Raw genomic sequence first — 13665 nt, 5'->3', positions numbered from 1 at the left:
TTTTTAGCAAAATTTAAAGTTATTTTAATAAATTTTTAAAAAAATTTTAATACTTTTTTAAAATTTCCACTCCTACAAGGCAGTTTTTATAAACCTGGGGCTTTGATATACCCATTTTTATAGTTCTGATTTCCGGAAAGTCAAGCTTCAAAGCTTTACAAATTCCACTTAGTGCATTTTCAAGAGTATCGTACATCTTATACTCAAGCAGGTTTATGATGGCTTCCACAGCTTGCGTATAATCCAAAAAATGTTCATCCAAATCATACTCTATGGTAGCATTCAAGATGATCTTTTGTCTGTTTTTTCTTTCACTTTCCAAAACACCTATGATAACTTCCAAAGTCAAATCTTTTATATTTACAGCATACAGATTCATATGACTCTCTTCTCCTTTCCTTGAAAAAGTCCCATGATATTGGGTATATGTTTATAGACAATTATAAAAAAGAGTATGATTATCGGTGCATGTGTGTGAATGACGGGAATATCCGGGTGTATCACAAAAGAAGCTAAGACCAGAGTCGTCAAAGCCAAAAGCGAAGAGAGAGATGAAATCCTTATGGTTTTTGCGGCAACCGCCCAAACTATTATGGCTATGATAGTTTCAATCGGTAGCATATATATCATCACTCCCACTCCCGTTGCCACGCCTTTTCCCCCCTCAAACTTAAGGTACGGACTGAAGCAGTGACCGATAACAGCCAATACGGCTATGGCCCATTTGGTCTCTTCGCTAACTCCAGCCAATGAGGCGGCAAGCAGTACGGCAAGTCCCTTTAAAGCATCAAGTACCAATGTGGCCGCTCCTAACTTTTTTGCCAAAGAGGGGTCTCTTTTTTTAAGCACTCTTAAAACATTTGTAGCACCGATACTGCCGCTTCCTTCACTTTTAACATCAACTCCGCCTATATATTTTCCAAGCAACAGTCCAAAAGGAATGCCGCCTATCAAATAAGCCGCTATATAAAACTGTACATTTATGTTCGTTAAAAAATCCATCTATACCTTTCTGTTATTTTAGTCCAAATTTGGGTTTTAAAATTATTGTGATATTTTATCATAAAATATTGACACTTTTTGATATAATACAAAAAAATTACCAAAGGATATATTTTGGATAATGAAAAACTTAAAATTGAGATAAAAAAATTAAAAGAAGAATTACCTGTAACTATCGTAGCACACTTTTATCAAAAAGATGAAGTTTTTGATATGGCGGATTTCAGTGGGGACAGTTTGCAATTAGCCCAAATAGCCTCAAAAGATAAAAACCCTTATCTTGTTTTTTGCGGAGTCGGTTTTATGGGACAAAGTGTAAAGATACTCTCTCCTAAAAAACGGGTATTTATGCCAAAAGCGGCATGCTGTGCGATGGCAAGGATGATAGATGTGGATTATTTTGATAAAAATGTCAATATTTTGGAAAATGAAGGTATAACAAAAGATGACTTTATACCTATAACATATATCAACTCCAGTGCTGAGGTAAAAGCAAGAGTGGGCGAACTAGGAGGTTATGTCTGTACAAGTTCAAACGCTAAAAAAATCATATCAAAAGCACTTAAAGAGGGTAAAAAGATACTTTTTGTTCCTGATCGTTGTCTTGGGGCAAATGTGGCAAGAGATATGGGACTTAGATCAGCCATCATAGGAGAAGATAAAGATCTAAAGAGTGCCGACATACTTTGCTATAACGGTTTTTGTTCGGTTCATCAACTCTTTAGCGTGGATGACATAGAGTTTTACAGAAACAAATACCAGGATATCCTCATAGCTTCACACCCGGAGTGTAAACCTGAAGTTTGTGAAAATTCCGACTTCGTAGGCTCCACAAGCCAACTTATAAAATACATAAAAGAGTTGCCGCTCGATCAAAAAGTAGCAGTTGGGACTGAATTTAACATGGTAAACAGACTAAGAGAGAAAAATACTTACATACTCTCCTCGACAAAACCGGAGTGTCCGACTATGAATGAAACAACTTTGCAAGATCTTTACGATACTTTGATCTCCATAAAAAACCAAGAATTCAAAAATGAGATAGAAGTAGATGAGAATGTCATCAAATGGGCTAAAGTAGCACTTGATAGAATGATGAATGAGTAGATGAGTGTATGAGTGTATGAGTGTATGAGTGTATGAGTGTATGAGTGTATGAGTGTATGAGTGTATGAGTGTATGAGAATTTTTAAGCAAAGCTTAAAAATATTTACCCATCCTCCCATTCACCCAATAAAGGAGATTGATTTGATAAAAAATTTTGTAAAAAAAGCTCTTCAAGAAGATGTGGGAAGAGGAGATCTTTTCAGGCTCGTCAGTAAAAAGAAAAAAGTTAAAGCCAAGATAAAAGCAAAAGAAAACGGTATCTTAGCAGGGGTTGATTATGCAAAAGCTCTTTGTAAAGTTGAAAAGATAAAGTTTGAATTTTTTAAAAAAGATGGTGATGAGATAAAAAACGGGGATATCATCGTAGCACTTGAAGGAAAATCCAATAAAATACTTATGTGCGAAAGAACTCTTCTTAACCTTCTTCAACATGCAAGCGGCATAGCGACAAATGTAAACAGTTACAAAAGATATCTAAAAGAGTCCCGAGTAAAACTTCTCGATACGAGAAAAACAAGACCGCTTCTTAGGATTTTTGAAAAGTATGCCGTAAGATGCGGAGGCGGAAGCAATCACAGGATGGGTTTGGATGACTGCTTGATGCTCAAAGATACACATTTGAAAACCATAGATGATTTGAAAACTTTTATAGAAACTTCCAGATACAAGCTTCCTTATACTACAAAGATAGAAGTTGAATGTGAGAGTGTAGAAGATGCAAAATATGCCATGGAATGTGGAAGTGATATGGTAATGTGTGACAATATGCCAATCGATGAAATATCAGAAGTTGTAAACTTCAGAGATAAACACTACCCGCATATACTTCTTGAAGCAAGCGGAAATATCACAAAAGATAATATCGAAGAATTTGCAAAAACAGGAGTGGACGCCATAAGCAGTGGAAGTCTTATACACCAGGCTACCTGGCTTGATTTTTCCATGAAGATATATGATTAGGTAGGAAAACATGGCTGATGACGAGGAGAAAACCGAAGAGCCGACCTCCAAGAAGATAGAAGATGCCAAAGAGGAAGGCAATGTTCCAAAAAGCCAGGATTTCAGTGGCTTCATCACTCTTTTTGTAGCTGTCATAGCCGTTTTGACTCTTACGAAATATATCGGCGATCATGTGGAAGAACTTTACAGGTACTATAGTTCATTTATCGGCAGTGAACTGACCAAAAACAGCATCCTTGCCATGGTGATATTTACTTCAAAAGAGTTGCTTTTATCCATACTTCCCATCGCTTTACTAGTAGCGATAGCCGGAATACTTGCAAATGTAGTACAGTTTGGTTTTATATTTTCTACAAAACCACTGATACCCGATTTAAAAAAAATAGACCCTATAAAAGGTATGAAAAATCTTTTCTCTGTAAAAAAACTTATAGAAAGCATAAAAGTCATCTTGAAAGTCTCTTTTGTCTTCATTGTGGCGTCATACTTTTTTATCTCTTTTATAAAACAGCTTCCTCATGTTGCCTACTACTCCATATTTGATCAAATCATATGGCTAAGAGATAAGATAATTATTCTAGCTTCAGTCATGTTGATACTTTTTTTGATACTCTCTATCGCGGATCTTTTGATAGTAAGATATCAATATTTTAAAGATTTGAGAATGAGTAAACAGGAGATCAAAGATGAGTTCAAGCAGATGGAGGGCGATCCTCAGATAAAAGCACGTATCAGAAAAATCCAAATGGAAATGGCACAAAAAAGAATGATGCAGGAAGTCCCAAACGCCGATGTTATCATAACAAACCCTACCCACTATGCAGTAGCCATAAGATATGACAGACAAAAAGACAGAGCTCCGGTGGTGATAGCAAAAGGCACAAATGAAGTTGCACTGAAGATCAAAGAGATAGGAAGAAAACATAAAGTACAAATCGTCGAAAACCCACCACTAGCAAGAGAGTTGTATAAGATATGTGATATAGATAAAACCATACCTGAATCTCTATATAAAGCAGTAGCGGAAGTTTTGGCTTTTGTATATAAAGCAAGAGGGGATGGGTAGATGAGTGAATGGGAGGATGAGAGGATGGGTAAAAGAGAGGATATAAAAATGATAAAAGAGTATGAAAAAGCTTATAAAATGATACAAGATGCTCATCATATAGTTGTGGCATCCCATATAAATCCGGACGGGGATACACTTGGTTCTATGCTTGGTCTAGGAATCGCTTTGAAAAAAACAGGTAAAAAGATAACTTACTTCAACAAAGAAGAAGCTTTACCTAAAAAGTTCGACTTTCTCCCATCATATACCAAGATAAAATCATCACTTCCGTCAAGTTTCGATCTTTTGATATGTGTTGATGCGGCAAGTTTTGAAAGGATAGGCATCGACAAGGCATCTGTACCTTCTATGATTGCATTTGACCATCACAAATCAAACACTAAATTTGCCGATATAAATATAGTTGATCCCACAAAAGTGAGTACCTCTCTTGTTGTTTTGGATTTTTTGCAATATTTTACATACGAAATCACCAAAGAGTGTGCCATTTCTTTATATACCGCTCTTGTGGAGGATAGCGGCTTTTTCAAATTTGACAGAGTCAAGCAAGAGACATTTGAAAAAGCCGCTTATCTGGTAAAAAAAGGTGCAAATCCTGCAAACATATCCAATATGCTTACAAACAGAAATTCACTGGCGAAGATAAGGTTGATGCAAAGATATCTCGAAGCTCTCACTCTAAAAAACAATGCGACTGTTTGTCTATCCAAAATTACATTGAATGATTTCAAACAAACAGGCGCATTAAGAAGTGACAGTGACTCTTTTGTAAACATTGGATTGTCACTTGCAACTGTACATTTAAGTATATTTATGTATGAAGTAGATAGAGAATTTATAAAATTTTCCTTAAGAAGTAAAGATGACAGTATCGACTGCTCACAAATAGCTCTACACTATGGCGGAGGCGGGCACAAGAGGGCTGCAGGCTTTACAGCAAAGATAAAAGATACAAATGATATAATACAGGATATTATCTTAAAAATTAAAAATTGAAGGATTTAAAAGTGAGAAGACAAAAAAGTTATGCGGGTATCATTTCCGTGATCATACTTTTGGCACTAATAGCTGGAGCATTTTTTATATACAGTTCTAAAATATTTGAAAGAAACAAACCAAGCATCATTACTAAAAATGAGATATACTGGAACTTGAAACAGCCGCTTGATATATTGTTAAAAGATGACAGTGGGATAAAATTCGTCAATGCCACTTTGAGTGATGGAAAAAACTCCATAGTTGTTGCCAACAAAGTCTATACCAATCCTTCACCGTCTATTCACCTTATGATCAAAGCGCCTAATACAAGCTTTATCTACAAAAAAGATAAGTTCAAGCTTACCGTCAAAACAGTCGATACAAGCAAATGGAACTTTTTCTCCGGAAACAGCGCTGAAAAAACCATAAATATCATAACGGATAAAAAACGACCTGAACTTTACACTATAAACTCTTCATACGGCATAAGAAAAGGCGGTAGCGCACTTGTCATTTTCAAAGCTAGTGATAAAAATATGCAAGAGCTCTATATAAAAACTCCGTTTGAAAAAAAGTTTTATCCGACTCCTTTTTATAAAAAGGGATATTATATATCACTTTTGGCATGGCCGGTGAAAGAGAAAAAATTTAGAGCCGATATAGTTGCCAAAGACAAAGCCGGCAATATTTCAAGAGCTCATGTAGCACTTTTTATAAAACCCATGAAGTATAGAAAAAGTACCATAAAACTAAGTGACAATTTTTTAAACGGCAAAGTTGCAAATTTCATAGAAGAAGTTGCTCCAAAACTTTCCAAAGAAGCACCTATAAAACAATTTGTATATATAAATGAGACAATAAGAAAGAAAAACGAGGCACTGATCCACAAAGTAAGTTCCAAGACTGACGAATCTTTGATAAAAAACTTTTATCTCAAACCTTTTTATCCACTAAAAAACAGTGCTGCCGTAGCAAGTTTTGGCGATTATAGAACTTATCTTTACAAAGGCAGGAAAGTAAGTAACTCATATCACCTTGGTATAGATCTTGCAAGCACTAAAATGGCAAAGATCAAGTCATCCAACAAGGGAGAAGTTGTCTTTGTGCACTTCAACGGTATATATGGCAACAATATCATCATATATCACGGCTTGGGGCTCTACTCTCTTTATGGACACTGTTCGAGCTTTTTGGTTCAAAAAGATGATATGGTGAAAAGAAATCAAACCATTGCAAAAACCGGAAAAACAGGAATGGCCTTGGGGGATCATTTGCATTTTGGAGTATTGATCCAGGGTGTCGAAGTATATCCAAAAGAGTGGATGGATAAAAACTGGATGAAACTCAATATATTTGATATCATAAAAGATGCAAAAAAAATTATAGATAAAAAATAGGCACAATTTTTGGCACTGACCGAATAGAACTTTCTAACGGTTCTAAAATTTAAAAGGATTTGCAAGGATGCAAATCCAAATTTTAGCCTCGGAGAAATTGCAGGATGCAATTTTGAGAATGAGTGTAAAAGTTTTATTCGGTCAGTACCAATTTTTGCTTTTTTGCTTTTTAAGTAAAATTATAGTATCATGTAGGATTTTAAAACGGAGACAGTTGGGTGAAACAAAGGACAATAGCTAAAAAAGTCCAAGGTGTGGGTATCGGTCTACATAAAGGCGACCCTGTAGAAATCATACTTGAACCTTTGGAAGCTGATAGCGGAATTGTGTTTTTTAGATCGGATTTAAATATTACCATAGAGGCAAAACCTGAAAATGTAGTCGATACGAAAATGGCGACGGTTATCGGAAAAGAAGGTGCCGTTATCTCGACGATAGAGCATTTGCTTTCAGCTATATATTCATACGGTATAGACAATATAAGAATTTGTGTTAATGCTGCAGAAGTTCCCATTATGGACGGAAGTGCAACAAGTTTTTGTATGCTTCTTGATGAAGCGGGCATAAAAGAGTTGAATAAAAATAAAAACATAATGATCATAAAAAAAGAAGTTGCCTACAGAACAAACAACAAATATACAAAAATTTCACCTTCAAAAACAGCCAAGTACAATTTTACGATTGATTTTGATCATCCAGTCATTGGTAAGCAGGAGTATGAATTTGTCTTCAGTAAAAAAGATTATATAAAACATATCTCAAAAGCCAGAACTTTTGGGTTTTTAAAAGATGTACAAATGCTAAGAAGCATGGGTTTGGCTCTTGGCGGGTCTTTGGATAACGCTATTGTTTTGGATGATAACAAAATGTTAAACAGTGATCCTTTGAGATATGAAAATGAATTTGTTAGACATAAGATCCTTGATGCCATAGGGGATTTGAGTCTTCTTGGTATGCCTGTTATCGGAAGTTACTCTTCATTTGCGGGAAGTCATGACTTAAACCACCAATTGACTTTGGAAATTCTAAAAGATCCATCTAATTATGAAATAAAAAGTTACGATGAAGAATCATCCTACAGTTTGACAAAGGCTTTTGCATAAAAGATAATATCGAAGTAGTTGTCATATCTCTGACAACGCCACTTATAATAGGACTATATAAAGATAGAAAACTTTTTGAAACTTATAAGTCAAATGATAAAACAAGTATTGCCTTACCTATTTTTTTTAAAAAAATCCATTCTTTATATAATATAACCGCATTGTACTATGCAAAAGGGCCGGGTAGCTTTATGGCCATAAAAGTAAGCTACGTATTTTTAAAAAGTTACTCGATTGCCAAAAATATCATATTTAAAGCAGTTGACGGTTTTTACTTCAACAATAACGCCCCTATAAAAGCATTGGGAAAAACATACTTTGTTAAAGAGGGAAATAATATAATTTTAGATACAATAACGCCTAAAAAAAATGGAGAATTTTATTTGCCAAAGAGTTTAAATCACAAAGATTTTTCTGACGACACATTGCCATTGTACGTACTTCCGGCTGTTGCAAAGAGTTAGAATGACTATAGACGTACCGGCAACCAGTGCAAACTTAGGCCCCGGATTTGATACTCTGGGAATCGCTTTAAATCTACACAATAGAGCCATTATAAAAAAGAGTGATTTTTTCAGTCTCTCCATAAAAGGTGAAGGCTCAGATAGAAAAAGATTTAAAAACAATAATCTTTTTGTCAAAATTTTTTATGAAGTATATGAAAAAATAACTGGGAAAAGAGATGATTTTAGATTTGAGTTTTACAATAAAATCCCGGTATCAAGAGGCTTAGGCAGCAGTTCAGCAGTCATTACAAGTGCCGTTGCAGCCGCTTACGCTCATGGCACGGGGGATATAAACAAAGAGGATATTTTAAACGAATCTCTTGTATATGAAGGTCATCCGGACAATATAGCTCCCGCAGTTTACGGAGGGTTTACAGTTTCGGTAGTTGAAGAGGGTAAAGTTTATACACAAAAAAAAGATATGCCATCATCTTTGCAGGCTATTGTCGTGATACCAAACAGGGCGATGTCCACAGCCAAATCAAGAAATACTCTTCCAAAAGAGTACAGTATAGAAGATATAGTATACAATTTGTCAAGAAGCTCTTTTTTAAGCAGTGCGATTTTTAGCGAAAGGTGGGATCTTTTAAAGATTGCATCCAAAGACAGACTTCATCAAGACAGAAGAATGTCCAATATGAAAAAACTTTTTGAAGTTCAAAAAGTGTCACTTGAGAAGGGGGCTTTGATGAGCACACTCTCCGGTAGTGGATCAACTTTTTTCAATCTTGTATATAGGGATGATGCTAAAAACATTGCAAATGCTTTAAGGTTAAGATTTCCATATTTTAGGGTTGAGATAGTTGATTTTGACAATATAGGTTTAAAAGTAAATTTTTGATATAATGATAAGCAAACATATGCCATATAGAATGTGTATCGTCTGCCGTAGAAAAATCGAGCAGAAAAAACTTATAAGACTGCAATGTAAAGAGAAAAATATCATTGCTTACACAAATATAGGGAGAAGTTTTTATATCTGCAATGATTGCTTTTTTAAAGAAAAAAATGACAAATTGGCAAAATCTCTACAAAGATATTGCAAAACAGATAAAGAAAAAATTTTAAAAATGGTTGAAACATACAAGGAGAAAGTATTTAATGGATAAAGTTCGTATAAGCGAAATTGCCAAGGAATTGGGCATGAAGAGCAAAGAAGTAGTTGAAAGTGCCAAAGACCTTGGTATGGAAGTCAAAGCTGCAAACAGCTCGGTTACACCCGAAAATGCCGAAAGATTGGTAAATTTTATAATGAGTGGTGACAGAGGAGAGGCTACCGAATCAAAAGAGGAAGCAACACCCAAAAAAGAAGAGAAGACACCACCAAAAGAAGAAGTCAAAAAAGAGAAGCCTAAAGCCAAGAAGGAAGAAAAAACTTCAAAAACTACAGAGGTTGAAAAACAGACAGCTGCGCCAAAAACTTCTAAAAAGAGTACAAAGAGGCAAGAACCTGAAGCCAAAGAAGCCAAAACCAAACAACCGGAAGAAACAGAGGAAGAAAAAACCGAAAAGAAAGAGGAAGAAAAGCCGAAAGAGACCTTGGCAACTGCAAGCATCAAAAAAAGGCGGGGTTTTGTTATAGTCAAAAAGAAGAAACCAAAAGTAGAAGAAAAACCTAAAAGCTCCCACAAAGCCAATGACTTTGAAATGCCAAAAGCTTTTGAAGATGCCGCTAAAAAGAAAAAAAAGGCAAAGAAGATAAAGAAAACCACTGCAAAGAAAGAGGATTCTTCACAAATAGATATCTTGGCAAACAGAGAATTAAGCGATGTAAAACTTGATCTTTTAGATGATATGGTCGTATTGCCGGACTTCACAGTAAAGCAGGAAGAAGTTAAACAAAAAAGAACTAAAACATTTGATCCAAATCATGTAAAAACGGTTAAAAAACCATCTTTCATACAGCAAGGCATCCAAAGAAAAAGTAAAAAAAGAAGAAAAAGAAAAGTTGAAACAAAGGCTGAAGATATTAAAACTATAAATATACCTGAAGAGATAAGAGTTTACGAGTTTGCTGAAAAGCTGTCAAAAAAACCAAGTGATATCATCAAAGCTCTTTTTGCTCTTGGAGTCATGGTCACAAAAAATGACTTTTTAGATAAAGATGCCATTGAAATCCTAAGTGATGAATTTGATATAGATGTGAACATAACAAACCCTGTAGATGAATTTGACTATGAGAAGATATATGATGAAGGCAATCCTGAAGAGATGGTAGCAAGACCTCCTATCATAACCATAATGGGACATGTCGACCATGGTAAAACATCTCTTTTGGATAAGATAAGAGAAACTAATGTTACTCAGAGTGAACATGGGGGTATAACTCAGCATATAGGAGCTTATACAGTACAAAAAGATGGTAAAAAGATAACATTCATCGATACTCCGGGTCATGAAGCCTTTACCCAAATGAGGTCTCGTGGGGCCCAGGTAACAGATATAGCTATCATAGTAGTTGCGGCCGATGATGGTGTAAAACCTCAGACAAAAGAGTCGATTTCTCATGCCAAGGCTGCAGGTATCCCTTTTATAGTTGCAATTAACAAGATAGACAAACCAACAGCCAACCCTGACATGGTCAAATCAGGTTTGGCCGAGCTTGATGTCACTCCGGTTGACTGGGGTGGGGATTATGAGTTTGTCAATGTTTCTGCAAAATCAGGAGAAGGTATAGACGATCTTTTGGAAGTATTACTTTTGCAAGCTGAGATACTCGAGCTTAAAGCCAATCCAAAAGCATATGCAAAAACCATAGTTGTTGAAAGCAAGCTTGAGAAGGGAAGAGGTCCGGTTGCCACTGTCATATCCAAAAACGGAACATTGAAAGTCGGAGACAATATCATCTCCGGTAGTGCTTACGGAAAAGTAAGGGCATTGATAGATTATAACGGTAAAAATATAAAAGATATACTCCCCGGAGAAACCGGAGTGGTTGTAGGACTTAACAACATAGCAAGCGCAGGAGAAAAACTTTTTTCAACTCCGGATGAAAAAACTGCACGAGAATTTGCTCTTAAAAGAGCTGAATATGAAAGGCAAAAAGAGTTATCAAAAAGTACAAAAGTTTCACTTGAAGAACTAACATCACAAATCGCATCAGGCAAGCTAAAATCACTTCCGCTTATCATCAAAACAGATGCTCTTGGAAGTTTGGAAGCTATAAAAGGAAGTCTTGAAAAACTTAAAAATGAAGAAGTTAAAGTTCATATCATACACAGTGATGTCGGTGGTATCACTCAAAGCGATATTGCCTTGGCAAAAGCAAGTGAAAACTGTATCATTATGGGATTCAATATAAGACCGACCGGAGCGGTAAAAGAAGAAGCGAAGAAATTAGGTGTTGAGATAAAAACTTACAATGTCATATATGATATGATAGATGATGTAAAAGCTCTACTTGGCGGTCTTTTATCACCTATCGTAAAAGAGGAAGCTCTTGGGCAGGCTGAAGTTAGAGATGTGTTCATGGTACCAAAAGTCGGTGCGATTGCAGGATGTATAGTAACTGACGGTACTATCAACAGAGGTGTGAGCGTAAGAGTCATACGAGACGGTGTCGTCATATATGAAGGTGAGATATCATCACTCAAGAGATTCAAAGACGATGTCAGAGAAGTGGCAAAAGGCTATGAGTGCGGTATCGGCGTAGAAGGATACAATGATATAAAAGTAGGTGATTACCTTGAAAGCTTTAAAAAAGTAGAAGAGAAGGCTACGTTTGAATAAAAGTGTAAAATTAAAAAGAGTTGAGAGTATCTTAAGAGAAATTATCTCCGAAGCCCTTACAACTTTGAATGACAGTATGCTAAGATCCTTGGCGGTTACTGAAGTTGATTGCAAAAGAGGCAAGTATGATGCAGATGTTTACCTCGATCAAAGCTTTTTTAACGACGAGGAAAAAGCGTATGTTCTAAAACACTTAAAAAAAGTCAGGGGTTATCTTGAAAATTATACGCTTCAAAACGAAGGGTGGTTTAGATGCCCCAAATTTCACTTCAAATTCGACGAGAAACTGCAAAAAAAACAAAAAACCGAGGAACTGTTTTCAAAGATAGAAAAAGAGTTGAACAATGATAAATGATACACTAGAATCCATCTTGAAAGATAACGGGGTTAAACTTTATGATACTGAGTTAACCGAAGAAAACGATCAAAAGATTTTTAGAGTCTATATAACTTCGGATGAAACCATTACGCTTGATAAATGTGCTGAAATATCTCATATCATTTCACCGATAATCGACTTGAATCCTCCTACCGGTGAGTCATACTTTTTAGAGGTCAGCTCTCCTGGGATTGAAAGAGCTTTAAAAAAGCCAAAACATTTTATAAATTCAGTCGGAGAGACTATAAAATTAAAAACAAATAACTCCAAAAAGATGATAGCAAAGCTAACTCATGCGGACAATGACGGTATCACGGTAGAATACAACGGCAAAAAAGAGAGTTTAAAATATAGTGATATCAACAAAGCAAGAACATATTTTGAATGGTAAATGACGAATTTTATCTAAACTTAGCCCTCAAAGAAGCATGGAAATATCAAGGGCTTACATACCCAAACCCTGCAGTGGGAGCAGTCATAGTCGATAAAAACGGAAAGATTTTATCCATAGCTGCTCACAAAAAGCAAGGCGAGGCTCATGCTGAGCTAAGTGTCGTAAAAGAAGCTTATGAACTACTAACAGACGATAAAACCATTAAAAATTTGGAAGATCCTTTTCAAATACACGATTATCTCTTAAAACATCACAACAATATGTTTAAAAATTGCAAAATATACGTAACTTTGGAGCCATGCAACCACTTTGGGAAAACCCCACCCTGCTCCCTTTTGCTTTCAACTTTGTCATTTGAAGAAGTCATTATAGGCTCAACAGAAGAAAATGATGAGGCAAAGGGCGGTATACGAAGATTGAAAGATCGTGGCATAAAGGTAAAAACCGGCATTTTAAAAAAAGAGTGTGATACTCTTTTGTACCCGTTTAAAAAATGGCAAAAGGATAGATTTGTTTTTTTTAAGATCGCAACCAATCTAAACGGTAGTTACGATACAGGCATCATAAGCAGTAAAACTTCAAGAGAATATGTACATAAATTAAGAGACAAGATCGATCTTTTGGTCATCGGAGGCAATACGGTAAGAGTCGACAGACCCACACTTGATAGCAGAATGGTAAAAGGCAAAGCTCCCGATATTTTAATATATTCAAAAAGAGATGATTTTGATAAAACCATTCCTCTTTTTAATGTAAAAGAGAGAAAAGTTTATATATCAGATAGCTTTGAAATCACAAAAAATTATAACTTTATAATGATAGAAGGTGGTAATTCAATGCTTAAGGCTACAAAAGATATGATCGATTGGTGTCTTTTTTTTATCTCCCCATCCATGAAACCCGGTAAAAATTTAAATCTCAAAATCGACTTCAAGCTCCTTTGGCAAGACATATCGGATACGGATACACTGTTGTGGCTTGACTCAAAAGATAATTAATCATAAAATTTCATTAAAATCCAAACTATATAAAAGTATCATA

At 35.5% G+C, this 13665-nt stretch carries 15 protein-coding genes; 13 read left to right on the top strand and 2 right to left on the bottom strand.

Translation table 11 applies throughout. The features are described from left to right. Nucleotides 1-46 precede the first annotated feature (46 nt). Both ACZ47B_RS10730 and plsY read right to left on the bottom strand, forming a co-directional pair. Nucleotides 47-379: a dihydroneopterin aldolase gene (locus ACZ47B_RS10730; RefSeq protein ID WP_464894525.1), complete on the bottom strand. Its 333-nt coding sequence runs from the start codon at nt 377-379 to the stop codon at nt 47-49. After that, the gene (gene plsY / locus ACZ47B_RS10725; RefSeq protein WP_464894524.1) at nt 376-1002 is read right to left on the bottom strand and encodes a glycerol-3-phosphate 1-O-acyltransferase PlsY; all 627 of its coding nucleotides are present in this window, start codon (nt 1000-1002) and stop codon (nt 376-378) included. The genes ACZ47B_RS10730 and plsY overlap by 4 nt, the downstream gene beginning before the upstream one ends. A 114-nt stretch (nt 1003-1116) precedes the next feature. Between plsY and nadA the strand changes: the two genes are divergently transcribed. The 13 genes from nadA to ribD all read left to right on the top strand — a co-directional run bounded on the left by nadA (nt 1117) and on the right by ribD (nt 13622). Next, nucleotides 1117-2109, top strand: a complete 993-nt coding sequence (nadA, locus tag ACZ47B_RS10720; protein WP_464894523.1) for a quinolinate synthase NadA — start codon at nt 1117-1119, stop codon at nt 2107-2109. Nucleotides 2110-2250: 141 nt separating this feature from the next. Next, complete coding sequence (nadC, locus tag ACZ47B_RS10715) at nt 2251-3069, top strand: carboxylating nicotinate-nucleotide diphosphorylase (RefSeq protein WP_464894522.1); 819 nt, start codon at nt 2251-2253, stop codon at nt 3067-3069. Between the two features lie 10 nt (nt 3070-3079). After that, complete coding sequence (gene flhB / locus ACZ47B_RS10710) at nt 3080-4135, top strand: flagellar biosynthesis protein FlhB (protein ID WP_464894521.1); 1056 nt, start codon at nt 3080-3082, stop codon at nt 4133-4135. Then, nucleotides 4136-5134: a DHH family phosphoesterase gene (locus ACZ47B_RS10705; RefSeq protein WP_464894520.1), complete on the top strand. Its 999-nt coding sequence runs from the start codon at nt 4136-4138 to the stop codon at nt 5132-5134. A gap of 11 nt (nt 5135-5145) precedes the next feature. Then, complete coding sequence (gene pgp6 / locus ACZ47B_RS10700; protein ID WP_464894519.1) at nt 5146-6513, top strand: peptidoglycan metallopeptidase Pgp6; 1368 nt, start codon at nt 5146-5148, stop codon at nt 6511-6513. A gap of 218 nt (nt 6514-6731) precedes the next feature. After that, nucleotides 6732-7616 (top strand): UDP-3-O-acyl-N-acetylglucosamine deacetylase, encoded by an 885-nt coding sequence (gene lpxC / locus ACZ47B_RS10695; protein ID WP_464894518.1) that lies wholly within the window; start codon nt 6732-6734, stop codon nt 7614-7616. Between the two features lie 191 nt (nt 7617-7807). Next, a complete protein-coding gene (locus ACZ47B_RS10690; RefSeq protein WP_464894517.1) occupies nt 7808-8080 on the top strand; it encodes a hypothetical protein in 273 nt (90 codons plus the stop codon). Nucleotide 8081: 1 nt separating this feature from the next. Next, a complete protein-coding gene (gene thrB / locus ACZ47B_RS10685) occupies nt 8082-8963 on the top strand; it encodes a homoserine kinase (RefSeq protein WP_464894516.1) in 882 nt (293 codons plus the stop codon). A gap of 4 nt (nt 8964-8967) precedes the next feature. Beyond that, complete coding sequence (locus tag ACZ47B_RS10680; RefSeq protein ID WP_464894515.1) at nt 8968-9231, top strand: DUF448 domain-containing protein; 264 nt, start codon at nt 8968-8970, stop codon at nt 9229-9231. Further along, nucleotides 9224-11851, top strand: a complete 2628-nt coding sequence (gene infB, locus ACZ47B_RS10675) for a translation initiation factor IF-2 (RefSeq protein ID WP_464894514.1) — start codon at nt 9224-9226, stop codon at nt 11849-11851. The genes ACZ47B_RS10680 and infB overlap by 8 nt, the downstream gene beginning before the upstream one ends. Beyond that, on the top strand, nt 11844-12206 hold the full coding sequence (gene rbfA / locus ACZ47B_RS10670; protein WP_464894513.1) for a 30S ribosome-binding factor RbfA: 363 nt from the start codon (nt 11844-11846) through the stop codon (nt 12204-12206). The genes infB and rbfA overlap by 8 nt, the downstream gene beginning before the upstream one ends. Then, the gene (locus ACZ47B_RS10665; RefSeq protein WP_464894512.1) at nt 12196-12621 is read left to right on the top strand and encodes an LSm family protein; all 426 of its coding nucleotides are present in this window, start codon (nt 12196-12198) and stop codon (nt 12619-12621) included. Before rbfA ends, ACZ47B_RS10665 begins: the two co-directional genes overlap by 11 nt. After that, nucleotides 12615-13622: a bifunctional diaminohydroxyphosphoribosylaminopyrimidine deaminase/5-amino-6-(5-phosphoribosylamino)uracil reductase RibD gene (gene ribD / locus ACZ47B_RS10660; RefSeq protein WP_464894511.1), complete on the top strand. Its 1008-nt coding sequence runs from the start codon at nt 12615-12617 to the stop codon at nt 13620-13622. Before ACZ47B_RS10665 ends, ribD begins: the two co-directional genes overlap by 7 nt. The last annotated feature ends 43 nt before the right edge of the window (nt 13623-13665 follow it).

Source organism: Thiofractor thiocamini (assembly GCF_055384375.1).
The sequence above is the reverse complement of the archived record's forward strand: the minus strand, read 5'-3'. Positions and strand labels throughout refer to the sequence as shown.

What these genes read in the sequence shown, in the direction of transcription:
- ACZ47B_RS10730 (WP_464894525.1), bottom strand. Translation starts at nt 379, where the DNA reads ATGAATCTGTATGCTGTAAATATAAAAGATTTGACTTTGGAAGTTATC.
- plsY (WP_464894524.1), bottom strand. Translation starts at nt 1,002, where the DNA reads ATGGATTTTTTAACGAACATAAATGTACAGTTTTATATAGCGGCTTAT.
- flhB (WP_464894521.1), top strand. Translation starts at nt 3,080, where the DNA reads ATGGCTGATGACGAGGAGAAAACCGAAGAGCCGACCTCCAAGAAGATA.
- ACZ47B_RS10705 (WP_464894520.1), top strand. Translation starts at nt 4,136, where the DNA reads ATGAGTGAATGGGAGGATGAGAGGATGGGTAAAAGAGAGGATATAAAA.
- ACZ47B_RS10690 (WP_464894517.1), top strand. Translation starts at nt 7,808, where the DNA reads ATGGCCATAAAAGTAAGCTACGTATTTTTAAAAAGTTACTCGATTGCC.
- thrB (WP_464894516.1), top strand. Translation starts at nt 8,082, where the DNA reads ATGACTATAGACGTACCGGCAACCAGTGCAAACTTAGGCCCCGGATTT.
- ACZ47B_RS10680 (WP_464894515.1), top strand. Translation starts at nt 8,968, where the DNA reads ATGATAAGCAAACATATGCCATATAGAATGTGTATCGTCTGCCGTAGA.
- infB (WP_464894514.1), top strand. Translation starts at nt 9,224, where the DNA reads ATGGATAAAGTTCGTATAAGCGAAATTGCCAAGGAATTGGGCATGAAG.
- ACZ47B_RS10665 (WP_464894512.1), top strand. Translation starts at nt 12,196, where the DNA reads ATGATAAATGATACACTAGAATCCATCTTGAAAGATAACGGGGTTAAA.
- ribD (WP_464894511.1), top strand. Translation starts at nt 12,615, where the DNA reads ATGGTAAATGACGAATTTTATCTAAACTTAGCCCTCAAAGAAGCATGG.